The organism is Roseivirga seohaensis (genome assembly GCF_001592945.1).
Lineage (GTDB): Bacteria > Bacteroidota > Bacteroidia > Cytophagales > Cyclobacteriaceae > Roseivirga > Roseivirga seohaensis.
The window spans coordinates 145,493-169,495 of record NZ_LRPB01000049.1 but is presented as its reverse complement, the minus strand read 5'-3'; the positions used below and the strand labels follow the sequence as shown (position 1 = coordinate 169,495).

At 44.5% G+C, this 24,003-nt stretch carries 24 protein-coding genes; all 24 read right to left on the bottom strand.

Translation table 11 applies throughout. The features are described from left to right. Positions 1–118: 118 nt before the first annotated feature. Positions 119–979 (bottom strand): helix-turn-helix domain-containing protein, encoded by an 861-nt coding sequence (locus tag AWW67_RS17545; protein WP_062303391.1) that lies wholly within the window; start codon positions 977–979, stop codon positions 119–121. A gap of 157 nt (positions 980–1,136) precedes the next feature. Beyond that, a complete protein-coding gene (locus tag AWW67_RS17540; RefSeq protein WP_062303389.1) occupies positions 1,137–1,601 on the bottom strand; it encodes a hypothetical protein in 465 nt (154 codons plus the stop codon). Between the two features lie 87 nt (positions 1,602–1,688). Then, a complete protein-coding gene (locus AWW67_RS17535; RefSeq protein WP_062303387.1) occupies positions 1,689–2,003 on the bottom strand; it encodes a hypothetical protein in 315 nt (104 codons plus the stop codon). A gap of 121 nt (positions 2,004–2,124) precedes the next feature. Continuing rightward, the gene (locus AWW67_RS17530) at positions 2,125–2,673 is read right to left on the bottom strand and encodes a c-type cytochrome (RefSeq protein WP_062303385.1); all 549 of its coding nucleotides are present in this window, start codon (positions 2,671–2,673) and stop codon (positions 2,125–2,127) included. Positions 2,674–2,680: 7 nt separating this feature from the next. Further along, positions 2,681–2,950 (bottom strand): c-type cytochrome, encoded by a 270-nt coding sequence (locus AWW67_RS17525; protein ID WP_089082058.1) that lies wholly within the window; start codon positions 2,948–2,950, stop codon positions 2,681–2,683. 10 nt (positions 2,951–2,960) lie between these two features. Then, entirely contained in the window at positions 2,961–4,061 is a 1,101-nt protein-coding gene (locus tag AWW67_RS17520) for a hypothetical protein (RefSeq protein WP_141655498.1), read from the bottom strand. A gap of 49 nt (positions 4,062–4,110) precedes the next feature. Continuing rightward, positions 4,111–4,533 (bottom strand): c-type cytochrome, encoded by a 423-nt coding sequence (locus AWW67_RS17515; protein WP_221405279.1) that lies wholly within the window; start codon positions 4,531–4,533, stop codon positions 4,111–4,113. Between the two features lie 170 nt (positions 4,534–4,703). Further along, positions 4,704–5,999: an APC family permease gene (locus AWW67_RS17510; protein ID WP_062303382.1), complete on the bottom strand. Its 1,296-nt coding sequence runs from the start codon at positions 5,997–5,999 to the stop codon at positions 4,704–4,706. A 61-nt stretch (positions 6,000–6,060) separates the two neighbouring features. Next, the gene (locus AWW67_RS17505) at positions 6,061–6,447 is read right to left on the bottom strand and encodes a DUF302 domain-containing protein (protein WP_062303380.1); all 387 of its coding nucleotides are present in this window, start codon (positions 6,445–6,447) and stop codon (positions 6,061–6,063) included. 28 nt (positions 6,448–6,475) lie between these two features. Next, positions 6,476–8,785 carry a multicopper oxidase domain-containing protein gene (locus AWW67_RS17500; RefSeq protein ID WP_062303378.1) on the bottom strand — a complete coding sequence of 770 codons (2,310 nt, stop codon included), beginning with the start codon at positions 8,783–8,785 and terminating at the stop codon, positions 6,476–6,478. Between the two features lie 66 nt (positions 8,786–8,851). Next, entirely contained in the window at positions 8,852–9,304 is a 453-nt protein-coding gene (locus tag AWW67_RS17495) for a YybH family protein (RefSeq protein ID WP_062303377.1), read from the bottom strand. Positions 9,305–9,385: 81 nt separating this feature from the next. Beyond that, positions 9,386–10,123, bottom strand: a complete 738-nt coding sequence (locus AWW67_RS17490; protein WP_062303375.1) for a hypothetical protein — start codon at positions 10,121–10,123, stop codon at positions 9,386–9,388. Positions 10,124–10,143: 20 nt separating this feature from the next. After that, complete coding sequence (locus AWW67_RS17485) at positions 10,144–10,599, bottom strand: DUF2231 domain-containing protein (protein ID WP_062303373.1); 456 nt, start codon at positions 10,597–10,599, stop codon at positions 10,144–10,146. A gap of 3 nt (positions 10,600–10,602) precedes the next feature. Further along, positions 10,603–11,118, bottom strand: a complete 516-nt coding sequence (locus AWW67_RS17480) for a DUF3347 domain-containing protein (RefSeq protein ID WP_260311511.1) — start codon at positions 11,116–11,118, stop codon at positions 10,603–10,605. Between the two features lie 180 nt (positions 11,119–11,298). Then, complete coding sequence (locus tag AWW67_RS17475; protein WP_062303370.1) at positions 11,299–13,086, bottom strand: efflux RND transporter periplasmic adaptor subunit; 1,788 nt, start codon at positions 13,084–13,086, stop codon at positions 11,299–11,301. 1 nt (position 13,087) lies between these two features. Then, positions 13,088–14,320 carry a TolC family protein gene (locus AWW67_RS17470; RefSeq protein WP_062303368.1) on the bottom strand — a complete coding sequence of 411 codons (1,233 nt, stop codon included), beginning with the start codon at positions 14,318–14,320 and terminating at the stop codon, positions 13,088–13,090. Next, complete coding sequence (locus tag AWW67_RS17465) at positions 14,317–18,141, bottom strand: efflux RND transporter permease subunit (protein WP_062303367.1); 3,825 nt, start codon at positions 18,139–18,141, stop codon at positions 14,317–14,319. Before AWW67_RS17465 ends, AWW67_RS17470 begins: the two co-directional genes overlap by 4 nt. A 100-nt stretch (positions 18,142–18,241) precedes the next feature. After that, positions 18,242–18,661, bottom strand: a complete 420-nt coding sequence (locus AWW67_RS17460; protein WP_062303365.1) for an HYC_CC_PP family protein — start codon at positions 18,659–18,661, stop codon at positions 18,242–18,244. A gap of 208 nt (positions 18,662–18,869) precedes the next feature. Beyond that, the gene (locus AWW67_RS17455) at positions 18,870–19,661 is read right to left on the bottom strand and encodes a cation efflux transmembrane domain-containing protein (protein ID WP_062303363.1); all 792 of its coding nucleotides are present in this window, start codon (positions 19,659–19,661) and stop codon (positions 18,870–18,872) included. A 7-nt stretch (positions 19,662–19,668) separates the two neighbouring features. Then, positions 19,669–19,875: a GDCCVxC domain-containing (seleno)protein gene (locus tag AWW67_RS19225; RefSeq protein WP_082794093.1), complete on the bottom strand. Its 207-nt coding sequence runs from the start codon at positions 19,873–19,875 to the stop codon at positions 19,669–19,671. Positions 19,876–19,994: 119 nt separating this feature from the next. Beyond that, positions 19,995–20,624: a mercuric transport protein MerTP gene (gene merTP / locus AWW67_RS17445; protein ID WP_062303359.1), complete on the bottom strand. Its 630-nt coding sequence runs from the start codon at positions 20,622–20,624 to the stop codon at positions 19,995–19,997. Continuing rightward, positions 20,621–20,995 carry an ArsR/SmtB family transcription factor gene (locus tag AWW67_RS17440; RefSeq protein ID WP_062303357.1) on the bottom strand — a complete coding sequence of 125 codons (375 nt, stop codon included), beginning with the start codon at positions 20,993–20,995 and terminating at the stop codon, positions 20,621–20,623. The genes merTP and AWW67_RS17440 overlap by 4 nt, the downstream gene beginning before the upstream one ends. A gap of 74 nt (positions 20,996–21,069) precedes the next feature. Then, entirely contained in the window at positions 21,070–23,571 is a 2,502-nt protein-coding gene (locus AWW67_RS17435) for a heavy metal translocating P-type ATPase (protein WP_062303355.1), read from the bottom strand. A 10-nt stretch (positions 23,572–23,581) separates the two neighbouring features. Further along, complete coding sequence (locus AWW67_RS17430) at positions 23,582–23,998, bottom strand: Fur family transcriptional regulator (RefSeq protein WP_062303354.1); 417 nt, start codon at positions 23,996–23,998, stop codon at positions 23,582–23,584. Positions 23,999–24,003: the final 5 nt, after the last annotated feature.

Sequence of the window (24,003 nt, the reverse complement as noted above, 5' to 3'; positions counted from 1 at the left end):
GGGCTCCTCCATAATATCCTGTCAACGATTTATATTACTACTCAAATTTAAACCGATACCGGGTCTTTTATTTTTGAAATTTTGTCTTTGATGTATGATATTTTGTTTATATCAACCCTTATTTCTTAGCATTAGACGCTTCTTTCAACTTGTTAGAAAGCTTTTTAAACAATGCCTTGTTCTGGAGATTGCTATTGTCAATGAGCAGTCCTTTAAGGCCATCTTTTGTTTCTATACCATAAATAACAGACTTGCCTGTTGGGTCTTCGTTTTCTGCAAAACGATAGAATTCTGAAACGTTTAAATCTTCAATTTGAAAACTGGTGCACAGGTCCTTACATTCAAGACAATCTTCCTTCCTATTGAAGTTGTAGGTATAGCCTTTTTCCCTAAGGTCATCCAGCGCTTCGGTTAAGTTCCGGTAGTAGCGGTTCTCATCTTTTATCACTTCTTTATAATCAGATACTGAAAGGCCGGTAACCCGCTTGAATTGGCTGGACAGATAATGTACCGAACTGTATCCAAGTTTTTCGCCAATTTCACTCAGGTTCAGTTCATCATATTGCACCAGTTCCTTTACCCTGTCTATGCGTTTATTTATATAGTAGGTCTCTATAGTAAGTCCCTCAGCCTTTGAAAAAAGTTTGCTGAGAGAGTTGTAATTTTTACCAATTTCATGTGCCAGAAAATCAGACAACATTACTTCTTTATTAGAACTTTCCAGTAGTTCTATATAGTGTTGGATTCCGAGCTTAATCTGCTCCAACAGAATCTTCTCTTTGTCTTCGAGTAATTCAAATCCGTACGTCTTTAATCTGGATGCAATGGTATCTCTCGTTAAGGTGGCGGGAATTTGTATGGTAGCATGTCCGAGCTGAATCATTGAAACGGTGGCTCCAAGTTCTTGAAGTTCATTCTGTATGACCAGAATACATCTTGGGCATACCATATTCTTAATATTTAGATTTATCGTTTTCATCTGTCTTTTTTTATTGGTGAACTATAGAAAAACGGTCTTTATACAAGTCTCTGGTAGAAAAGAACAGAGGATGGATGTACAAAGCAAAATAGAGGTAAAGCCGGAAGAGCCATGCCTGATCTAAGGGCATAGCAAGGCTACCTCTGACAGATGAGGGCTAATTAAGGAAGGACTGTATCCGCACACGTATACCAAATCCGCCAAGGGGCGGTGGAAGGTCTGTGGCCTGGAAAGAAATAAACCTTTTGTAAAAATAAAGGGGGCGCAGTTCAAAAACCGGGTGTTGGACGAATAAAAAAGCTACAGAAAAGGATATGGCTTTTTCAGCGCTTCGTTTTATCAGTGAAGCGTAAATGCTGTTTACCATATCATCACAGCAGTCATCTTTATCGGTGTCCTTATGCTCGTGTGATTGGGTGCCGTGATCGTGGTCATGACCAGAATCTTCTTGCTGGCTTTCGCGATTTGCATGGTGGTCGGAAAGAGCCACCTCACTCACGTTATAATGTTTAGGAAAAATTAGTCCTATATCACAAAGAAAATCGCAGACAAACACACTAATGAAGCCCGTAAGGAACAGACCTACAATTGTGGATTTATGCTGGTTTAATTTTCTCATCATACTCTTTAGCTAAATACGCTATGAAACAAAGGTAAGAAACCTTTGTCTGAAATATTATGATCTATATCATGGAATAGGCAAAGTGGTTTAGTCAGAACTCCCGCGGCTCACCTTCAGTTTAGCGATCATGGCATCAGATAGGGCTTCGGCATATACCCCATAGGCATCCACGAGTACGCCTTTTAAACTTTTTCCGGATTGAATGGCATACACAATGGAATTGTCATCGGGGCTGCTCATACCCTCAAAGCGATAGGTCTCCTTGATCTCAAAATTCTCAGGGTGCAATTCCAGTTTGTAGGTGGGGCACTCAATGCAGTGGGGCTTCAGGTTAAAATCGAGGGTATAACCTCTTTTTTTCAGGTCATTCAAGGCTTCGTAAAGGGTATCGTAACTTTTCATTTCGGATAATTTTTTAATACGCACTATGGCTTGATCATGTAATCCATACGTATCTATACGAACCGGTGATCTATGTTGTTCTTAAGTTTCAACCCCTTTGGTACTTTAAACTTTGGAGGTACTAAATTATTTTTTTCAAGTGGAGTAGTGCCATAATAAAGGTAACCAGGAGTGTGATGATTATGAAAAATAATCCAAAAATCACCCACATAAATGGCTGGAATGGATCCTTGGAGGTGGCCAGGGCAGAACCAGGGTTATCTGGGGTATTCTCGCCTGGTTCTGCTACTTGACTGGCCACTTTTTCTTCTTCGTCCAGGGCTGTTGTACGAACTTCAATAAATGCCAGCAATGCTTTAACCTCATCATCACTCAACGGCTGATCTGGCATGGGAATGTTACTGAATTGATTGAATACTTTAACAGCTCTTTCATCACCATTAGCGACCATGGTCTGAGAAGATTTGATAAAATTCAATAACCAATCTTTTTCATATCTGCTGTTAACTCCTTTGAGATCGGGGCCTACCAAATTACCACTTCCTATCGTATGGCAAGCCATACAATAGCCGTTGAATATGGCCTCTCCGTCAATCTGTTGAGCGTTAACCGGAAAGGTAAGTGCAAAAGCCAGTATCAAACCAGTGGTATATTTAATAATCCACTTCAAAGCCTTATCAATTTGCAGATTTCAAAAATTCAACAATCTTATTGGCCTCGTCTTCTGTAATCTGTGCTCTAAACTGCATGTGTTTCACAGCAATATCCCAGTCCACATCACTGAAAGTGCTAGGTGACGCAGTATTGTGGCATCTTCCGCAAGCCTCTCCCCAGAGTTGGGCACCACTCTTAGCGGATATATGGGCGGGAGTTGCACAACCTCCTATGATCATCATGGCCATGAAAATCATAAATGCTATAGTCAATATTATCGGGTTCTTTTTCATGATCGTAGTATTAAAATCCTATAGTCCATTGAATAAAAAAGAGATCGGTTTTAGTCAGCCCCGGAGAGTCATGCCCTCCTTCAACCTCATCTGATTGTAAGGCAATTTTAATGGCGGTTCTCCAATCCACCCAATAGTTCAGGCCGAGTGTCCATTGGGTACTTTGTGACTCCCAGGGGGCTTCTTCAGGAGTAGTAAGGGTGGAATATCTCCCTACCAACTCAAGGTTCTGCACGAACTGATTACCGAAAGTGGGTCGGTAAGCGAGTTGGTAGAAAGCAGTTTTCGATTTGTTGTCAAAATCAAAGGTTTCCAGGCTCCCATCTTCTAAAACCTCGTAAGGTCTATTGTCTATATTGACAAAATTCAACTGACCCCGAAGATCAATCCGGCCTCCCAGTGCAGGTAAGGTTTTCACTAAAGTCCAATCGAAGGAATAAAGGAATGCTCCGATATCTTCAAAATCAGATCCTTTATCACCCAGTTTGGCTGATTGTGCGGAGAATCCAAGCTCAAGTGACTGGTCGGCAAATGGAAACAATCCAAAGCGCCCACCAAATGCTTTGTTTTTATTATTGTCTATATCGGCTTCTGGCACAATCATACCGATCTCATCAGCCTCCTCTTCACCATCATTGATACGTGGGCCATTGGTAAGGTAGACCGAATAATTCGTCCTCATACCTGCCAGATAAGCACCACCCCGTACCTCTATTCCCAGGTCTGAGGTTGGCAAAAGGCCATCGTGTCCATACCCCAGCGGAACAGTCGGTAATTTATTGATCCATGAGGGGTGTAGCCTGTCGAAAAAAGTACCAAAGGGAACGAGAATTTTTCCCATCCTTACCGTCATGCGCGGTGTAAGCTGGTAGTAGAAATTGGCATATTCCAAAGCCATCTTTACTTCCCCATCCTCTATTTCCAATTCCAATTCCCCTTCAAACAGCAAACGGTCTGATTGCTTATAAATAAAGAGTGGGACAAGCCGGGCATTGCCAAAGGAGATTTCACCTTCTCCCGCAATAAAGTTGGCATCGGCATAGCCTCTGATCATGTAGCGGCTATTGCCCGGTTTTGGTGAGAATGAACTATCTGTTGTTTGTGCCAGCAAAGGCGCACTCAACACCGCCAGAAACCCAAGTAAAAATTGTCTCATATCGCTATTTTTTGAATGTTCTCAGATAGTTGACCAACTGCCATCTTTGCTCTTCTTTGAGAATAGTTTTGTAGGAAGCCATCGGGCTTCTGCCTTCCGTTATTTTCCAAAAAATGGCTCCATCGGTTTGCGCCTGAACGGAGGCTGAAGTAAAGTTGGTTGGTTTTGGGTTCAAAGCAGCTCCGGCTACACCATCACCTTTTCCCTTAGCTCCATGACACACCGCACACATTTGATTATACAGCTTCTTGCCTTTGAGCAATTCGGTGGTATTATCAACAAATGGATTCTTTAGGCCATCCGCTTCTTTTGGGGATTTCCAAGGGCCTTTTTGTTGATCTGAAGTATGCGTATTCGAGCTTGAAAAGGCCAAAAATGACAGGACGGAAAACACTAAAATCAGGGTAAAAATCTTCATGTCAGACATAGTAAAAAATGTTTTGTTCTATATCTAAAAATAGACTTGTGCGGCCTTAAAAGGGGAAAAGATTATGTTTTAGATGTATGATATTTTGGCCGCTCTGCTTCCGGTAAAAACAAAGATTCCAATCCGGGATAAGTCGGGGCTTTTAAGCGATGAGCCAAAAGATAGTTTTTTTACTCCTCCTTTTTGCTCAAAAACCATTTTTCCCCGGCAAACACCACACCCATCAATAGGGCTGAAACAATCACGACCAAGATATCGCTGCTGCCCTTTATCCATAAAAAAGCGCCCAGTACTACTACATCCAGTACAATAGCTGTAATGACGATGGCTATTTTGGGTTTTAGTTCTTCGCGCAGTTTGGTGAGCACCCCCCAATGGATGGTAATGTCCATCACCAGGTAAAAAATTGCCCCAATGGAGGCAATGCGACTAAGGTCAAAGAACACGGTCAGTAAGATAGCTACTACCACGGTGTAAACCAGCATATGCTTTTGTATGCGTCCGGGCATTCCGAAATGGCGATGGGGAATGAGATTCATATCGGTGAGCATGGCCGTCATGCGCGACACGGCAAATATACTGGCGATGATACCTGATACGGTAGCAATAATGGCGATGCCTACCGTAAACCACAGGCCGTATTGTCCAAAGGCAGGGCGCGAGGCTTCTGCCAGGGAATAATCCTTGGCTTTTATTATTTGTGAGATAGAAAGATTGGTGGAAACGGCAAAGGCCACCAAAAGGTAAATCACCGTGCAGATAAGGAGCGAAAAGATAATAGCACGGCCTACGTTCTTGTGTGGATCTACAATTTCATCTCCACTGTTGGTAATGGTGGTAAAGCCTTTGTAGGCCAGTATGGAAAGCGCCAGTGCCCCTATATAGCTGGTAATGGAATAGTCACTTGCAGGGTTGGCCGTAAGAGATGCACCAAAGGAAAAACCGGCTGCCCACAGGCCACCGATAGCAAATATGGCAATACCACCAATTTTGACCACCGCCATGATCAGGGAAGATTTACCGATAATAGTGTTACCGGAAATATTGATCAGAAAGGCGATGATCAGCAAACCCACACCAAGCAGAGGAACCAAAACGCTATTTTCTCCTACATCAAATAATTGCAGGGTATAAGTGCCGAAAGTCCGTGCCACCAGGCTTTCGTTAATGACCATGGAAAGGGCCATTAAGAGGGCTGCCGAAGCAGTAATAGTGCCTTTGCCATAGGCTTTTATTAAATACTTGGCAATGCCTCCGGCTGAAGGGTAGGCATTAGACATTTTGATATAAGAATAAGCACTGAAGCCGGAAATGATAGCTCCGGCCATAAAAGCCAGGGGAAATAAACTGCCTGATAATTCAGCTACCTGACCGAGCAGGGCAAAAATACCTGCGCCTATCATTACACCAGTACCCAGGGCTATTGCCCCATTCAGGCTCAGACTGTTCTTTTTGTATTGTCCCATGGATTAGTCGCTTTATATGTTATGGTGTTAAACATTATAATCTGGAGTTCTTATAACCAGCTTATAGGCTATCGATCGCTGCTTTCAATTTTGCCTGTATTTCATTAGCTATTCCCTCTAAATCTTTATTTTCCACAGCCTGCATTGAGGCTACCGGATCTACGGCTGCTACTTCAACCCCCTTTTCAGTTTGTTGTACAATAACATTGCAAGGCAGCATCGCACCAATTTTATCTTCGGCTAGCAGGGCTTTGTGGGCAAAGGGAGGGTTGCATGCACCCAGGATTTTGTAGGGACGAAAATCTTCATCCAGCTTTTTCTTCAGGGTTTCCTTTACGTCAATTTCAGTTAAAATACCAAAACCAACTTTTTTCAGGGCTTGGGTTACTTTATCAATGGCCTCTTCAAAGCCAGTGTCTTTCAATGTTTTTTCGAAGTAATATTTCATGTGGATATTATTTATTTAAGTCAATTTGTTAAAATCTGATAGAGAGGCCTCCTCCCGCCCCAAAGCGGTTGTCATAGCTTCCCATTAGAGAAAAGTTTCTGGAAAGAAAATATTCGAGCCCGGCTGACCAGGTAGTTTCTCCCTTAAAATCCAATGGGGCACCCGTTCCTTCTTCGGTAAGTTCATTCACCCAGCCAAAATCTGCCTGATATTCATAATTACCAAAAATGGCAGTGCGGGGGAAGATCATGATCTCTCGGCTTATCCTAATCTCAGGCCTTAATTTGTTATCCATTCTGACATCCAGGTTAAACATATAAGGAGTGAAAAAGCGGATACCGGCAATAGCGGTGGTGGATATCTCCTCCAGGCTGTTTTCCATTTCGTTTTCCATGTTTACCCCGGCAAATACCCGGAAGTAATCATAGAGGTAGCGCTCGTAGGTAAATTCGGCTTCCATATTTTCATTATAACCCAGTTCGGCATTTAGGTTAAATTGATTGCGGGTATTCGAGGTTACCAGGTTGAGCTCAGTCATGTGCGAGGCCACATCGGCCATGCCCCAGCTATAGTACTGATCGGTTTCATGGATGAGTTTGGAAAGTGGAAAGGGTTTCATGCGCGGGTCACGGGGGGTATCGTAGCTATACACCCGGGCCATACCGCCCATCATATGGTAGAGTACATGGCAGTGAAAAAACCAGTCTCCGGATTCATTGGCATCAAATTCAATGACGGTTTTTTGCATGGGGGGCACATTTACGGTGTGTTTGAGCGGAGAGCGATCTCCGTTTTCGTTGATCACCCTAAAAAAGTGGCCGTGCAGGTGCATGGGGTGGTGCATCATGGTGAGGTTGTTCAGGGTAATACGCACCACTTCGCCTTTTTCGATCTTGATCTTATCGGCTTCGGACAGGGGCACCCCATTCATACTCCAGATGTAGCGCCACATATTCCCGGTGAGGTTGAGCAACACTTCCTTACGTGGCTTATCTTCTGCAAAATCAGTGGGTTCGGGGGATTGGAGGTAATTGTAATTGTATTCTGAAAACATCCCCATACCGGTCATTGAGGCATCTTCCTTCTCCATTTTCATTGCTGGTTCAGACTGCTTTTCATGGTCCATTTTGGAGTGATCCATGCCTTCCATTTCCATCTTTTGGGTGGTGTCTTGTTTCATTTTAGAATGATCCATCCCCTTCATTTCACCGTCCATCTGCATGCCCCAGTTTTGCATGAGCTCGTAGGGTTCTTCTTTGCCGGGTCTGTATTTCATGGCAGGGGCACCCATGCGCATATCCATTTGCACCATTTGCATCATCATCCCGATCTTATCGGGTCGGGGTACTTCAGCGGCAGGTAGTACATCTCCTTTTCCGATATAGGCCGTAGAATAACCGGAACCATCCTGTGCAGTAGCGCGGAATTCTATTTTTCCGCTGTCGGGAATGGTGATGATAAAATCATAGGTTTCGGCAATGGCGATGAAGGTTTTATTCCGTTCCACGGGCACTACATTAAGCCCATCTGCCGCTACCAGCAAGGGATTTCCTCCGCCAAAGGTCATCCAGAATTGTGTGGAGGCTGCCCCGTTAATAATACGCAGGCGTACTTTTTCACCGGGTTGGAACTGTGAATATTCCTGACTTTCCTGCCCATTGTTGAGAAAAGCGGGATAATAGATGTCGGCTATATCGGCACTTTCCATACGCTGCTTCCAAAAATTGAGCTGTGCGCCCAAACCACCGCGGGCTATTACCTGGTTCAGCGGAGTGGCCGTTCCTTTTTTAATGTTGTACCACTCATTGCCCCGCTTGAGGTTGCGCAATACGTTCATGGGCTTTTGGTGTGTCCAATCGGAAAGCACCATTACTAATTCCTTATTGTATTCCAGGGTTTCTTCTTTAGGATCTATAATAATGGAGCCGTACACCCCGCTTTGCTCTTGCAGCATGGTATGGGAATGATACCAATAGGTACCTGACTGAATAAGTGGGAACTCGTATTTCTGTGTTTCCCCGGGTTTGATGGGCGGAGTGGTGAGATAGGGCACTCCATCGTAAAAATTGGGTAATAGTAATCCATGCCAGTGGACGGAGGTCTCCACATCCATTTCGTTTTTTACATAGATAACGGCATAGCCACCTTCTTTAAAACGAAGCGTAGGGCCTGGAATACCACCGTTTACTGTCATACCAGTGGTTTCTTTTCCTCCTATGTTTACACGTTCCTGCCGGAGAGTGATAGTATACGTAGAGGTATCCATCTGCGCCCAAGCAGAAAAACTAAAAAGTAAAAAAGAGAGTATTACAATGGATTTACAATAGGTATGTATCATGCTTATTTTCTCCTTATTGTGTTATTTCGTAGAGATTCTGTAGCGGCTAAGATTAATTGTCTTATGTTATTTATTTCTTGAGGAACTATGGGTTTTCATGATCTTCCATTGGCCATCTACTTTTTTTAAAACAGAGGTAGCTACTCCTTTTTTCTCAATCACCCTTTCTCCTTTTGCCAACTCAATTCTGTACGTGTATGCTTCAGTAGCAAAAGCATAATCCCCATCTACAATTACATCCACACTGTAATCATTGAATTTAAAGGACTTAAAAGCCTTGAGTTCAGGCCCGAGATGATGATCCAGATAATGATTAAAAGTACCTTCGACTCCACCGGATTCAAATACCTGAGAATTTTCCATAAAAAGGTTTGCTAAGTCAGTTGTTTTTAAAGATTCAACTCCTGTTTTATAGGCATTTAATACCTGTTTTACCTGCTGCTGGTCATTTTGGCCAAAGGCAGTAAACGATGAAACAAAAAGAACTAAGGTAATTACTATTGTGTAAAGCTTTTTCATAGGTTTATTTTTAAATAATTTTTTAGAAAGTATAATGAGCTCCCATATTTTACACGGGAGTTGTGATCTCTTATCTGTTACTTATTCATCTTCAAGAATGGCTGTTTCAATAGACTTTAGCTGCACCTTGCCGGTGCCTTCCAGCATTATGCCTATAAAACCTTTTTCCATTTTATCGCCATGTCCGTGGGTAATGGTCTGGTCGCCCATATAACCTTTAAAATGAGTACCTGCGGCAGTAACCTTTAACGGCATCCAGCCGGAACCAGCCTCAAAGTTACTTTCATCAAATACTTCTTCCTTGCCGTTTACTACCCTTCCCAGTTTCATATTGGCTCCATCAATGGCTACAAACTCATAGTTGGACAGGTCTTTGGCGTGATGGATTATCTTAACAGACCCTTTAAAATCGAGTCTTTTAAGGGTGGCGATCATTCCTACATTATCGTATTGATTATGAAAAACAAAGGCCGTTGGTGTGCCATCTGCGGTTAATTCAAGCACCATGGCTCCCTCTGCATTTTTAACTTCAGGCTTTATGTTTGTTGCAGCACCCGCCAAAAAGTGAAAATCTGACCGCATAAGCTCGGCACCATTTCCGCTGGGTGTCCATGTTTTATCCTCCCCGGTTTCCATGCTCATAGAATGGTCATCTCCAGAATGGTCTTCGCCCCCCATATGAAGATCCTCTCCATCCATCATTTCATCGTGATTTTCTTCTTCTGATTGTTCTTCTTGTTTTCCTTGTGAACAGCCGGTAAAAACCAGGGTGCCCCCAATAAAAACAATTGCGTAAAACACTACTTGTAACTTCTTCATGATATTATTGATTTAAAGATTTATTTTTTGATTCCTACTCCATATTTGTATACCAGCTTCCCACCCAGGTCGGCTGTTTTGGCTACTATGCCCAGACCACTTGTGCCCAGTATAAATAGTGCAATGGCCACCCATTTCTTTTTATCCCACTTTCTCCATAAAAAGAGAAGGCGGATGAGGGTATAGCCCCCAAAGAAATACAGGGTGTAATGGCCCCAGTCAGAATGCTTACCGGCAGTAAGCTCGCCCTGCATGGGAACGGATACTCCGTCAATAGCCTGTTCTCCACTAAAATAGGCAGCCAAAGCGGACAGTGCCCCCAGAGTATAAAGTGCCACTGCCATATGTTTCAGCCAGCTTTTACCGGAGAACAGGGAGGTCAGATCGGCCAAAACCGCTACGGCCCACAGCACAATGGGAAAGTGAATGATCAGTGGGTGTAGATTGGGTGCCCAGTCGGGAAGTAGCGCTTCCATGATCTAATGGATGATCTCCTTTACACTTCCACATTTCAACATCCGATCACCGAAATAGGGGTTCTTGATTTCCTTTTGGTTGGAAAGCCAATAACCTCCAGTATTTTTGTTAGCCATGGGGCAATACTCCAGGTACACTTCTCCCGAAGTAAGTGTACTGCCTTTCACCAGAGTGGCCATTTCATTGCTCAGTGCCGTAAAAGCTTTACGTTGAGCATCCAAGGTGCTGGCAGCACTTACTTTTGCTGCTTCTGTCTTTGCCTTTTCTCCTTTGCTTACCGTGCCTAAAGAAGCTTCCAGTTTTGTGGCCGCTTTTTTGGCTTCATCCGTCTTCGAGGCCACCAGTGCTTCTTTAAGATGAATATAATGACCGTAGGCTATACCTGTATTCTTGTCTTTGAAGGTGGGTTCAGCCTTCTGATCCATCTCCTTTTTGTCATCATGATTGCTGTGATCATGTTGTGCAAAGGCTCCCCAACTTATCAGGGTCATGCAAACGATTAGGGTTGTTTTTTTCATTTTACTTGATTTTGTGGCCTGCTCAGTGTCAGGCCGGGATTAAACATTTCGATTAGAGATTAAAAATTTGCATCAGGGCGATTACCACAACCAGTAGACTTACAAGCCCCCAGGTGATGCGTTTCGCCCATATTCCAAATTTTGACTGGGGCATTTCATCCCCTGTTTTACAACAGTCTTTCATTTAATAGTGTCGGTTATTTCTCCACAGGTCAGCATTGCTTCCCCGAAATAGGGGTTCTTGATTTCAGCGTTAATGCTGAGCCAATCCGCCCCTTTGTTGTTATTGGCCATTGGACAATGCTGTATATAAAGAGGTGTGTCAAACGGGGTAAAGGATCGGGTTAAATTGATCATTCCCTCAGACACCTGTTGAAAAGCACCCCGAATTTCTTCCATGCTTTTAAAATGCGGAAGATGTTCCAGGGCTTTTTTCAGCGTGCGGCTGTGTTCCATCCAGGCATTGTGTGCCGCTCCAGTAAACAAGGCCATATCTACTTTCTCAATAGCTGTTGCCAACTGGCCACCATACTGTTTCGCTTCAACCAGTTGATCCGCTACCAATGCGTTTTTGAAATCGAGGTAAGTGGTATAAAGTGGCCGCAGGGACTTTTTTGCTTTTTGATCGATGGTAAATGATTGCACTGTTTTTGGCTTTACAGGACTTGCTGTGGAAGGCATTTCGCTACCTCCGTGGTTATGCCCGGTCATGGCGGGCCCGCCTTCCGGATTCATCATACTGGGCTTGCCAGCGAGTTGAGCGGCTGCATCTATGCTAAAGGTACCGTGTACGGCAATTTCTTCGCCCGGTTCAAGTCCTTGCTTTATAATGAAACCTTCGCCCATCTCCGGCCCCAGTACCACTTCCCGCATCATAAAGTGCATGCCGTTATCGGAAGGTGTTTTTACATATACTACCGAGCGTTCGCCTGTCCACATCACAGCCGATTTGGGTACAATCAGGGTATTCGCCTTATTTTCAAGTGCTGCCTGCACTACACCACTGGCAAACATTTCTGGTTTAAGTGTATTGCCTTTATTGGTTGCTTCCACCCGGGCTTTGGCTACTCTGGTTCTAGGATCAATAACCGGGTCTAAAAAGCTGATGGTGCCGTTAAATTCCTGACCGGGCAGAGAGGCTACAGTAAAATTGACTTTATCGCCTTTTTTTATCCAGGCCAGGTCCGATTCATACACATCAAACAATACCCATACTTTTGACAAATCGGCAATTTCATAAATGGCCTCTCCCTTACGGATGTAATCGCCCAGATTGACATTTTTGCTGATGACATAACCAGATACATCGGCTACAATCGGAAATTGTTCTTTGGTTTCTCCCTCCTCCAGTATCTCCTCTATTTGTGCTTCGGAAAGTTTCCAGTTTTTAAGTTTTTCCCGAGCGGACTGATAGAGAGCGGGTTGGGTGGCCTTGATCTTTTGGGCTTCAAAAAGCTCTTCCTGGGCGGTAACGAGTTCGGGAGAGTAAAGGGAGGCGATCACCTGACCTTTGCGCACGTATTCCCCGGTAAAATTGACCTTTAACTGCTCTATCCTGCCAGGAATATGACTGGTTTGAGAAAATACCAGCCGTTCATCTTCCTGTATCTTGCCATTGAGCCTTACACTTTTCACAGGGGCAGTAGTGCCTACTATAGCAGTACTGACACTGGCCAGTTGCATGGCCGTAGGTGACATAGATATGGCCATCGGGTCAAGTTCCTGGTTATCATCATTTTCAAGAGGGATGAGGTCCATGCCACAAATTGGGCAATCTCCCGGCTCGTTTTGCCTGATCTGCGGGTGCATAGAACATGTCCATATAGTTTCGCCTGCTATTTCATTGGTGTGTTGGTGGTCTTCTTCCATTTTTTGGCCAGACGAGCCACCAAAGATCAGCCACCCCATCAACAGACCGGTGACCAGTGTGAGTAGCATGACGATAATTGTTTTTCTATTGATTTTCATCTTAATATGTTTTTGCCGTTAGATAGTTAAGCTGGGCCAGGACTATGTGGTACTGCACCTGTGCCGTGGCTTTCATTTTTTCATATTTCAGCAGTTGCTGCTGCATCCGTAGCACTTCCTCAAATTCCTGCCCTGAGTTGGCATAGGCCGAAAACAGCAGGTTAAGCGCCTGTTCCGATTCCAGGGTCTGTTGCACGTACAAAGCGATCAGATCGGATTGCTGTTGTATTTGGAACCAAACCATCTCGTAGCCCGAAGTCAGGTTATTGGCATACTCCTGCTTTTGCAAAGTGTAGCCTTCCTGCATCAGTTGCGCTTCTTTTACCGAAGCCCTGTACTTACTTCTGAAAATCGGAATGCTGACAGATACCATAGGCATCAGGGCATTCCGGCCATTATCTGACACATCGGCATCGGTTCTTTCCCCCACCATCACGTAATCCAGCCCTACGCCCAGCCGGGGTAAACCTTGCTTATAAGCTACCTCCTCACGGGCTTCACTGGCCTTTATTCTTAAATCCAGTGCGTTTAAAGCGGGATGATTGGTAAGCAGGGAATCTTTCCGGAAGTGATCGGGTAAAGTTTCTATGCCCAGTGAATCCATGATAAGTACCTGATTGTCTTCGTCCCGATTGAGCAGTTTGTTAAACCCGGTCAGCAGCGGCTTTTCCTTATTGTTAAGAATGCCCAAGCTGGTCTGGGCATCTTTGAGCATGATATCCACCCGCAGCACATCCACCATAGTGCCATTGCTGTTCTCAAACTTTGCGTTGGCAATGGTCTTGAAGGATTGGAGGATGTCAATGTTCTCCTGTTCAATCCGTTTCCACTCCCGCAGTTCGTATAGCGGATAGTAGGCAGCCGCCATCTGGTAATACAGTCGATTCCGAGCATCCACAAAAGATTGGTATTTCGCCTCTGCCATTAACGCTGCAGCATCGCCCTGCGCCTTTAGCGTCCCGAACCACGGAAACATCTGGGTAAGGGAAAACCGAGCCTGTTGTGGGCCTACCCTTGTTTCTACCGGAGATATAAAATAGCCAAAAGAAAAGGTGGGATCGGGCAGACTGCTCACCTGTGGCACCCGTTGCAATGCAGCTTCAAAGTCCTTGTATTTGGCTTGCAAGCCCGGGTTGTGCTCGGCTGCTATTTTGAAATAGTCGTCCAGTGTTTGGGCATAGCCCACAGTGTTTCCGAGCAGCACAAGTATGATAATATTTACAACTGATTTCATGATTGTGTTTTTTTAAATTTTCGCTCCTCTCTCATACTGTAGAGCACGGGAACAATGAAAATACTCACCAGCGCAAAGGCCATCCCGCCAAAGGATGGAATCGCCATCGGTATCATGATATCCGCTCCACGTCCGGTTGATGTTAATACCGGCAACAATGCGATCATGGTAGTGGAAACGGTCATCAAAGCTGGCCGTATCCTGCGCAATCCTGCTTCTACTACTGCCTCTCGTACTTCTTTTAAATTGGTCGGTCGATTGCGCCCGAAGCTCTGATCCAGGTAGGTGGCGATCAGCACTCCATCATCGGTGGCAATGCCAAAAAGGGCGATAAACCCTACCCAAACAGCTACACTGAGGTTGATGGTGTGCATCTGGAAGAGGTCCCGCATATTGGTGCCGAAGACAGAGAAATCAGCAAACCAGCCCTGCCCATAGAACCAAAGCATGATAAAGCCACCACTGAAGGCCATAGCGATCCCCGTAAACACCATGAGGGAGGTTGTCACCGATTTGAACTGGAAATACAGGATCAGAAAGACAATCGCCAAAACCAGCGGAACGATGATGGAGAGTCTTTTCTCCGCTCTAACCTGATTTTCATAGCTGCCAGAAAACTTATAGCTGATGCCGGCAGGAACTGCTAAATCACCTCTGTCTATTTTATCCTGAATTGCAGCCTGAGCATCATTAACTACTCCAACCTCCGAGTATCCGTCCCTTTTATCAAACAGCACATAACCCACTAAAAAGGTTTCCTCACTTTTAATGGCCTGAGGGCCACGCATGTATTCAAAATCGACCACCTGACTGATGGGGATTTGTGCCCCTGTAGGTGTAGGTATTAAGATCTTGCCCAGGGAAGCGGGGTCGTCCCGCAATTCACGCGGATAGCGTACCCGTACAGGGAAACGTTCCCGGCCTTCTACGGTAGAGGTTATTTTCATGCCTCCGATAGCGGTTTCTATCGTCTGCTGCACATCCTCTACATTTAAGCCGTAGCGCGAAATCTCGTCCCGGTCTATATTGAGATGCAGATAGGGCTTGCCTACAATACGGTCAGCAAATACGGCTTCGGCCTTTACCGAAGGTATCTCCTTTAATATCCCTTCCAGTTGCATTCCAAAATTTTCGATGGTTTTCAGGTCGGGGCCATACACCTTGATACCCATCGGGGCGCGCATTCCGGTTTGGAGCATCACCAGCCGGGTTTCAATGGGCTGTAGCTTGGGTGCAGAGGTAACGCCTGGTATTTTGGTAACCCTGATAATTTCCTTCCAGATGTCATCAGGAGATTGAATGGAGGGTCGCCAGTTGCGGAAGTAATTTCCATTATTATCAGGTATGAGTTCTTCTACTGTGACACCCCGCCCTATAGCTTCCTCATTGCTAAGGCTATCACCGCTGCTAAGGATATAGCGATTGTCCTTATCTACCTTAAACCTGACCCGGTGCCCTTTTTCATTGAGCATATACTCCGGTTTGTAGTTGATGATGTTCTCATACATGGAAATCGGGGCGGGATCAAGGGCTGATTCCACCCTGCCGAGTTTACCCACGGTAAGGTCTACTTCAGGAATGTTGGTCAATAACATGTCCAGTTGCCCTACTACTTTGCGGTTGTATTCCATTCCGGAATGAGGCATGGAGGTGGGCATTAGCAAAAAGCTGCCTTCATTGAGCGAGGGCATAAATTCTTTACCAACACCCGGAAAGCTATGGGTCAGGCCTGACCATACTTTGGTGGGGCGTATATTCCAGCCCACGGTATCCAATCCTTTGGCTACGAAACCAAAAATGCTGTTAAAGCCAATCCAGGTAGTAGCGCCTAAAAGGATCAGGAAGCTGGGGATCAATAGAAATTTGACCTTATTATCCAGACACCATTTTAAAATGGGTTTGTAGAAATGTTCTAAAAGCGTAAACAACCCTAAGATCAATCCTACCAATAAGGCAACAAAAAGTACGTTGACCCATAAGCTGTTGCCCGCCCCAAGTGGTAGCCAGTACTTGCCCAAGAGCCAGGTAATAGCCAGCACTACAATAATGAGGTCGGCCTTTTGAATAATTTTCACATACCATTTTCGGGAGTCTGTATGATCTTCAGGGTAACGGTTTTTCAGGATACCAGCCAGACCGTAGAGCACCAGAATAATACCTGCCCAATAGTACCCGGGAACAAGCACGAGCAGGCCAATCGCCAATAAGGCCACATTCACCCATTTTGCAATGGACTTATTTTTGATGCGGGTTCCAAAAAACCAGTGCGCCAGGGTTGGTAAAATGATTAAGGATACGATCAATGCGGCAATCAGCGCAAAGGTTTTGGTAAAGGCCAATGGCCCGAATAACTTACCCTCGGCTGCCTGCATGGTAAACACCGGGATAAAACTGACGATGGTGGTAGAAACGGCTGTAAGTATGGCGGTGGCTACTTCCGTAGAACCTTTGTAGATGGTATCTATAAGCTTTTGCCCGGGTGGGGCTTCATCTATGTGTTTAATAATGTTTTCGGACAGGATGATGCCCAGGTCTACCATCGTACCAATGGCAATGGCGATTCCAGATAAAGCAACGATGTTCGCATCAACTCCAAAATAGCGCATGGCAATAAAGACCATCAATACGGCTATGGGCAGAATGCTGGAAATGAGCAGGGATGCCCTGAGGTTGTACACCATTACGATCACTACCAGGATGGAGATCAGGATCTCCAGTGACAAAGCTTCCTCTAAAGTTCCTAATGTTTCATAAATGAGTTCGGAACGGTCGTAAAAGGGTACAATGGTCAACTGGCTCTCCCGGCCATCTGCCAATATCTTCTTGGGCAGTCCGGGGGCAATTTCTTTGATCTTATCCTTGACGTTGTTGATAACCAGGAGGGGGTTGGCACCATAGCGAGCCACCACAACTCCTCCGACTACCTCTGCACCATCTTTATCCAGCAGTCCCCTTCGGGTGGAAGGTCCCAGAGAAACCACCCCAATATCTTTAATGCGAATGGGTACGTTGTCTTGCACGGCCACTACAGCCTTTTCAATGTCTTCTACTTTTTTGATGTAGCCCAGGCCACGTACCAAGTATTCCGCCTGGTTGATCTCAATGGTTTTGGCACCTACATCTTTATTAGACTTCTGCACGGCCTGCATTACTTTATGCAGCGGAATGTTGTAGGCTTTGAGAGCATCGGGGTTTACATCTATCTGGTACTCTTGGACAAAACCACCGATGGAGGCTACTTCGGACACACCTTCAGTAGCATTCAGTCCATACTTCACGTAGAAGTCCTGTACGGTGCGAATCTCATGCAAGTCCCAACCTCCAGTAGGTTTTCCCTCTTTATCGCGCCCCTCAATGGTATACCAATACACCTGACCCAAAGCCGTGGCATCGGGTCCAAGTGCCGGTTGTATGCCTTCCGGCAAGAGGTCTGAAGGCAGGGAACTCAGTTTCTCGAGTATTCTGGAACGCGACCAATAAAACTCTACGTCTTCACTGAAAATAATGAAGATACTGGAGAAGCCGAAGATGGAGGAGCTACGAATGGATTTCACTCCGGGTATTCCCAGTAAATAAGTAGTCAGGGGGTAGGAGATCTGGTCTTCGATGTCCTGTGGAGAGCGTCCTTGCCACTGGGTAAAAACGATCTGCTGGTTTTCGCCAATATCGGGGATGGCATCTACGGGCACTGGGTCGGAAGGCAAAGCCCCTACCTGCCAGCCGAAGGGGGCGGTAACGATACCCCAGGCAATGAAACCAATAAGAATAAGCAGGGTGACAAGCTTATTCTCCAAAAAATATTTTATGATTTTATTGAGCATTTAAACGATAATTTGATGAAGTACTGATTTGAGTCCGAAGGGTCAGGACAAGCTGCGCCAGTTCTGAGATTGGCACACAGGGAAATCAAATAGTATTAAATCAAATCAGGAAAGACTGGAAAAGGGCTTGGTTATCCTGTTTCGGCAGTGGAGGGCTGTAATTCCTGTATTGAGGTAATGAGGTGGGGGTATAAAGCGCAGGGTTTAAAAAAGTCTGCACAAAGGCGGATACAAACATCCAGTTGGGGGAGGCCTGTATTACCGGGGTTTTAAAGGTGTCTTCTATCTGGAAGGTCTGGTATTCGTTTTGGCAACAGGGTTTGGAGCTAAATTGGTGACCATTAGGCATGTCTTCTTCACACCCTTGTTCCATGTCAGGCATACCACAATCCAGATTGTGCTTCACTAACATTAACTTACTCTCCACAGCTTCCCCACCACAATAGTGGGTGGCCATAGTATAACCTATGTTGCTTAGCAACAACATGAGGGCTAATGTTATGGAGAATATTTTTTTCATTGAAAACAAATGTACAACAAGCCGAAGGGGGATAGTTTATGAAATCTTGTTTAAATGTTATGAAGTTTTGGTTTTGGTGCTCTGATTGTGGTTACTGTGTTCCTGATACATACGTTTGGTTCAATGGGATTTACAGAGCTTGAAAGGGTGTAATCCTGATAATTACCGGGAGCATTGGAGAGGCTCAAAACTTAAAATCAGATCATCCTTAATTAGCCAATTTCAATATTCTGACCGCCCCCCTCATCACAAAGGCGAACACAATTCCCCCAATGGCTAAATCGGGCCATTTGCTATCCAGAAAATAAACCAACACCCCCGCCAGGATGACTCCGCCATTCACTATAATGTCATTGGAGGTGAATATGGCGCTGGCCTGCATGTGGGCTTCCTCACTTTTGGCTTTATTGATCAGCCAGAGCGAAATCAGATTGCCGATGAGGGCCAGTACTGATATGATAATCATCCATTGAAACAATGGTGTTTCGCTTTTACTGAAGAACCTGCGCAATACTTCTGAAAAGCCTAAGAGTGCCAATCCCATTTGAAAATAACCACTGATTCTGGCTACCTTTTTCTTACGAGATATGGCTGCACCAACAGCAAGTAAGCTCAGGCCGTAGACAATGGAATCAGCCAGCATATCCAGTGAGTCGGCCACCAAGCCCATAGAGCGAGATATCCATCCGGTAGTCATCTCTACTACAAAGAAAACGAAATTGATGCCCAGCACCCACCAAAGTATTTTTCGCTGGTGCGATTCGTCAGCAACTAAAGGCATATCAGCTTCTTCCGTAGCCTCCAGCCTGTCTTTGAGGTTGAGTTCGCTAATGGCTCGATGGATCTTTTCAACTTCTTCAGTGTGATATACCTCCAGTTTGCGATTGGGGATATCAAATGAAAGTTGCTTTACCTCATTATAAGGTTCCAGCTTCATCCGGATCATCTGCTCTTCAGAAGGGCAGTCCATTTTGGTGATATGGAAGGTACTTTTTTTCATAGCTTTTTTAGCAACAACCCTTGTCTTGCTGAATGGGCGGACATTTTTCCGAACCATAGCTGCAAAATATACAGCAGTCTCCTTGCTTTGGTTTCAGAACGGTTTTACAGCTTTCACACTCATAGAAGAATTGACAAGCGTCAGTTGGCATTTCCTCTACTTTTTGATGCCCGCAGTTTGGGCAGGTGATTTTTGATTTTAAGATGACCTTCATTTTTTCTGTAAGCTTTTTAAACCATATGTGATATGCCGGAAGAAAGGGTTGGGTAAGAGAGTACCATGCTTTTCAGTTGACTGGTTTTCAAGCCAGTGTTCTTTGCTATTGCAAACAGGTTAATGGTTTCTTCTACTTTGGCCCGTAACCTTATAGCCAGTTGAGTTAATTGTCTTTTCAATTTGTATGTTGCTGGCCCTTGTTTGGTCAAATTCGACAATTGCATTTCCATTTTCGTAGGAAGCATTGACTGCTATTATTCCGTCAAGTTTGTTCACTTCATGTTTTACGTGTTCTGCACACCCGTTGCAGGTCATGCCGCTGATTGTAAACTCAATGGTTTGTATATCCGCCTTGTCAACAACCATTATTTGTTTATTGTACTTTGGATAGAAAACATCTGCATACAGAGGAAATGCAAGCATGAGTGCTGCAAAAACAGTAACGATTCCCAGGGATGTTTTGGATTGCCGAAAAGAAGGTTTTCCTGCCTTGCCGGCCAGGTCATCATCCTCGCAAGCACATTCGATTTCTTCTTGGGAGCGGGGTTTCAATTTTTGATACCAAGCAAAAACCAGGACTACAATCGTCAGGCCTATTAAATACGGTCTAAATGGTTCAAGCCAGGAGAAAGTTGAAGCAATCCCGCTTGTTCCCGCAATAAGGGCTAAGACCGGTGTTATACAGCACAATGAAGCTGCAATAGCTGTCACGAGCCCGGCTCCGGCTAGTTTTTTATTTGATCTCATATCGTTTCCAATATTTGGTTTTCATCAAGAATTTTGAAAAATGGGATCATCAATTCTTCGTAAGTTTTTGTCAAAGAGTAAAAAATGGTTTGTGCTTCCCGTTCAGTCTGAATGAGCTTTCTGTCTTTCAGTTTACGTAAATGTTGGGATACCGCTGAGATGTTCATTCCAAGAATGTCGCTCAGGTCGCAGACACAAAGCCGTTTTTCTTCGTAAAGCAGGTATAGGATTTTTAACCTCACATTGTTACCCACCAAAGCCAGTCCGTTGGATAAATAATGGAATGTGTCATTAAGCTCTGAAACCCTGTCTTTACAGCGGTTTATTTGTTCAGGGTCTGCCTGTTGTCTTACGCAAGAGTTGTGATCCATGCTTACAAAGGTAGTTTATTTGCTTATTTAAGCAAATTCTTAAATACATTCCTCAAGAGGGCAATAGAGAATCCTTAGTTTCTCTTATACCCCAACAACCTCAGCGCATTAAATACCACTACCAAAGTGGAGCCTTCATGGATGAGTACTGCAATACCGATATTGGCAAAACCGAAAACCGTGGCGGGTATCAACAAGGCTACTATTCCCAAACTAACCCAAAGGTTTTGTTTAATGATACTTTTGGCCTTTCTACTTAAGCCAATCGCAAAAGGTAATGTTTCGAGCTTGTCAGCCATCAAGGCAATATCGGCCGTTTCCAAGGCTACATCACTACCCGCAGCTCCCATGGCAATGCCCACTGTGCTATTCGCCATGGCCGGGGCATCATTTACACCATCGCCTATCATTGCCACTTTAGATTCTTGTTCTTTGAGTTTCTTAATGGCTTCTACTTTTTCTTCCGGCAGCAGGCTGCCCCAGGCATCCGTAAGCCCTATTTCTTTGGCTACCGCATCAGCCACTTTCTGGTTATCTCCGGTAAGCATGATCATACGCTTGATACCAAGTTTTTTTAATTTTTTCAGGGTGTTTTTTGCTTCTTTTCTGGGCGTATCCATAAGAGCAATGATGCCAATGTAGTCGTCATTTTGACGGATCAACATAGTGGTATTACCATTAGATTCCAATGATCTTACTTTTTCTTCTGTTTCCTTTGATGGCTTCTTGTCATCCAGCGACTCAAACAGGTCCAGATTGCCAATGAAAACTTTGTTACTTCCCAGTGAAGCTTTTACCCCTTTCCCAAGCACTGCCTCTAGGTCTTTCGCCTCAGGTATGTCAGCATCTTTCAGTCGCTCTTTCCCATCACGTACTACGGCCTTTGCCAGTGGGTGATCACTCAGGTTCTCTACCGCTACTGCTATTTTCAATAGTTCCTCTACTTTTACATCACTCAGGGCTACTACTTCCGTTAACTTAGGCTTACCTTCTGTTAGTGTTCCGGTTTTGTCAAAAGCAAGGGCAGTAAGTACTCCTAAATCTTCCAATGGGCGGCCACCTTTGATAAGCACCCCATTTTTGGCTGCTCGGGCTACTCCACTAAGTACTGCACTCGGGGTGGCTATAGCCAATGCACAGGGGCTGGCAGCTACCAGTACGGCCATAGCTCGGTAAAAGCTTTCACTAAAAGTTTCGTCAATCACCAGAAAAGCAAAATTGAGCAATCCCACCAGTACCAAAACAGCAGGCACAAAGTATTTCTCAAACTTATCGGTAAGGTGCTGAGTAGGCGACTTCTGTGTTTGGGCTTCATTGACCAGTTTCACCAGGCGGGAGAGTGTTGAGTCCTTCGCTACCTTAATCACTTTGATTTCCAGCGTATTGTTGCCGTTGATGGTACCCGAAAAAGCCCGGTTCTCGTCTTTGATGTCTTTTTCTTCCGACCAGTCTTTATCGGGATTATCTACTGGTTCTTTATCTACCGGCACACTTTCTCCGGTGATAGGAGCCTGGTTAACACTGCTGGTACCGCTTACAACCACACCATCGGCTGAGATTTTGCTATTGGGCTTCACCACGATGATGTCGCCTATGCTCAATTCCTCAATACCGACTTCTTCGGTCTTACCATTTCTCTTAAGCAATGCTGTTTTAGGAGCGAGTTCTGCCAAAGCAGCAATGGATTTACGGGCTTTGTTCATGGCATAATGCTCCAGAGCATGCCCCATGCTAAACAGGAATAATAACAAGGCGCCTTCTGCCCATTCGCCCAGAATAGCCGCTCCAATGGCTGCCACCAGCATTAGGAAGTCAATTTCAAAACCTCCTTTGGCCACTGTTTGAATGGCTTCTTTAGCTGTAAAATAGCCGCCAAAGAAATAGGCTGTAATGTAAAGGGAAAGGCTTACCCAGGAAGGAACAGCTTCTATGTAAGAAAGTCCAAAACCAATACCTAACAGCACCCCGCAAATGATGGAAAAGATCAGCTCCGTATTTTTACCGAAAATACCACCGTGTGAGTGGTCATGGTTTTCACCGTCCTCATGTGAATGCGCTTTTTTTTCAGTTTGCCCCATTTGTTCATCGTCTCTGGCAGTCTCTCTTATGTATCTTTCGACTTCCACTTCTGTGGTAATAATGTTCAAACCTTCTTTACGCAATGATTTAAAGATTTCCGCTTCATCTATTTTTACTGTTTCAAATTCTAATCCAATCATACCAGAAGCAGACACGGAAGACTGTAAAACTCCATCTAATCTATTGAGTGCTTCTTCAATTTTTCTGGCATGACGGGTATGACGAATCCCTTCCACCTCGATTAATCGATGACCGTACTTATCAATAATGGAAGCCCCAGCCCGTTTAGCTAATTTTTGAATCTGATCAATCGAAATTAGTTCGTGGTTATAATGAATGCAAAGCTGTGGCACACCATTATCTGTTTCATCAGCCACATGCACTTCTTCCAGCCCGTTTTTACCCTGAAGTTGCTCGATGAGTTTATCTACGCATTGGTCTTTTTCATCAGTCACTTCAGGAAGTATCAGAGGAATTTTTATCTGTAGTTTTTTCATTGAATTAGTTTTAACTAGAGCAATGGTTACAAACTCCCTTTACTACTAAGTTTGCCTCTTCAGCAATGTGCTTCGGGGGCAGTTCTACTTTAGGAATTTTATAGCTGGTGAGACATTTGGTTTGTCCGCATATTCTACAATGAAAGTGCAGGTGTAAGTCTCTTCCTATATCGCATTTGCAGCCATCTTCGCATAAGGCATATTTAGGCACACCCGTACCATCATCTATGCTATGTACTATGCCATTTTCCTCAAATACTTTCAAAGTTCTGTAGATGGTAGTTCTGTCTGATTTCTCAAATTCCGTATACATATCAGTAAGACTAATAGCTGCCTCCTTATCCATGAGATACTCCAACACCAAAAGCCGCATGGCAGTGGGTTTTATATTGTGCACCTTTAAATTTTCTTCTAGTTCTTTTATCATAGCTA

Bases quoted from the DNA above. Each gene is read 5' to 3' on its own strand.
- AWW67_RS17495 (WP_062303377.1), bottom strand. From the start codon at position 9,304: ATGAAAAAGCTTTACACAATAGTAATTACCTTAGTTCTTTTTGTTTCA.
- AWW67_RS17535 (WP_062303387.1), bottom strand. From the start codon at position 2,003: ATGAAAAGTTACGATACCCTTTACGAAGCCTTGAATGACCTGAAAAAA.
- AWW67_RS17480 (WP_260311511.1), bottom strand. From the start codon at position 11,118: ATGAAAAAAACAACCCTAATCGTTTGCATGACCCTGATAAGTTGGGGA.
- AWW67_RS17515 (WP_221405279.1), bottom strand. From the start codon at position 4,533: ATGTCTGACATGAAGATTTTTACCCTGATTTTAGTGTTTTCCGTCCTG.
- AWW67_RS17490 (WP_062303375.1), bottom strand. From the start codon at position 10,123: ATGAAGAAGTTACAAGTAGTGTTTTACGCAATTGTTTTTATTGGGGGC.
- AWW67_RS17485 (WP_062303373.1), bottom strand. From the start codon at position 10,599: ATGGAAGCGCTACTTCCCGACTGGGCACCCAATCTACACCCACTGATC.
- AWW67_RS17500 (WP_062303378.1), bottom strand. From the start codon at position 8,785: ATGATACATACCTATTGTAAATCCATTGTAATACTCTCTTTTTTACTT.
- merTP (WP_062303359.1), bottom strand. From the start codon at position 20,624: ATGAGATCAAATAAAAAACTAGCCGGAGCCGGGCTCGTGACAGCTATT.
- AWW67_RS17510 (WP_062303382.1), bottom strand. From the start codon at position 5,999: ATGGGACAATACAAAAAGAACAGTCTGAGCCTGAATGGGGCAATAGCC.
- AWW67_RS17465 (WP_062303367.1), bottom strand. From the start codon at position 18,141: ATGCTCAATAAAATCATAAAATATTTTTTGGAGAATAAGCTTGTCACC.
- AWW67_RS17545 (WP_062303391.1), bottom strand. From the start codon at position 979: ATGAAAACGATAAATCTAAATATTAAGAATATGGTATGCCCAAGATGT.
- AWW67_RS17435 (WP_062303355.1), bottom strand. From the start codon at position 23,571: ATGAAAAAACTACAGATAAAAATTCCTCTGATACTTCCTGAAGTGACT.
- AWW67_RS17525 (WP_089082058.1), bottom strand. From the start codon at position 2,950: ATGAAAAAGAACCCGATAATATTGACTATAGCATTTATGATTTTCATG.
- AWW67_RS17460 (WP_062303365.1), bottom strand. From the start codon at position 18,661: ATGAAAAAAATATTCTCCATAACATTAGCCCTCATGTTGTTGCTAAGC.
- AWW67_RS17475 (WP_062303370.1), bottom strand. From the start codon at position 13,086: ATGAAAATCAATAGAAAAACAATTATCGTCATGCTACTCACACTGGTC.
- AWW67_RS17505 (WP_062303380.1), bottom strand. From the start codon at position 6,447: ATGAAATATTACTTCGAAAAAACATTGAAAGACACTGGCTTTGAAGAG.
- AWW67_RS17430 (WP_062303354.1), bottom strand. From the start codon at position 23,998: ATGATAAAAGAACTAGAAGAAAATTTAAAGGTGCACAATATAAAACCC.
- AWW67_RS17455 (WP_062303363.1), bottom strand. From the start codon at position 19,661: ATGAAAAAAAGTACCTTCCATATCACCAAAATGGACTGCCCTTCTGAA.
- AWW67_RS19225 (WP_082794093.1), bottom strand. From the start codon at position 19,875: ATGAAGGTCATCTTAAAATCAAAAATCACCTGCCCAAACTGCGGGCAT.
- AWW67_RS17540 (WP_062303389.1), bottom strand. From the start codon at position 1,601: ATGATGAGAAAATTAAACCAGCATAAATCCACAATTGTAGGTCTGTTC.
- AWW67_RS17470 (WP_062303368.1), bottom strand. From the start codon at position 14,320: ATGAAATCAGTTGTAAATATTATCATACTTGTGCTGCTCGGAAACACT.
- AWW67_RS17440 (WP_062303357.1), bottom strand. From the start codon at position 20,995: ATGGATCACAACTCTTGCGTAAGACAACAGGCAGACCCTGAACAAATA.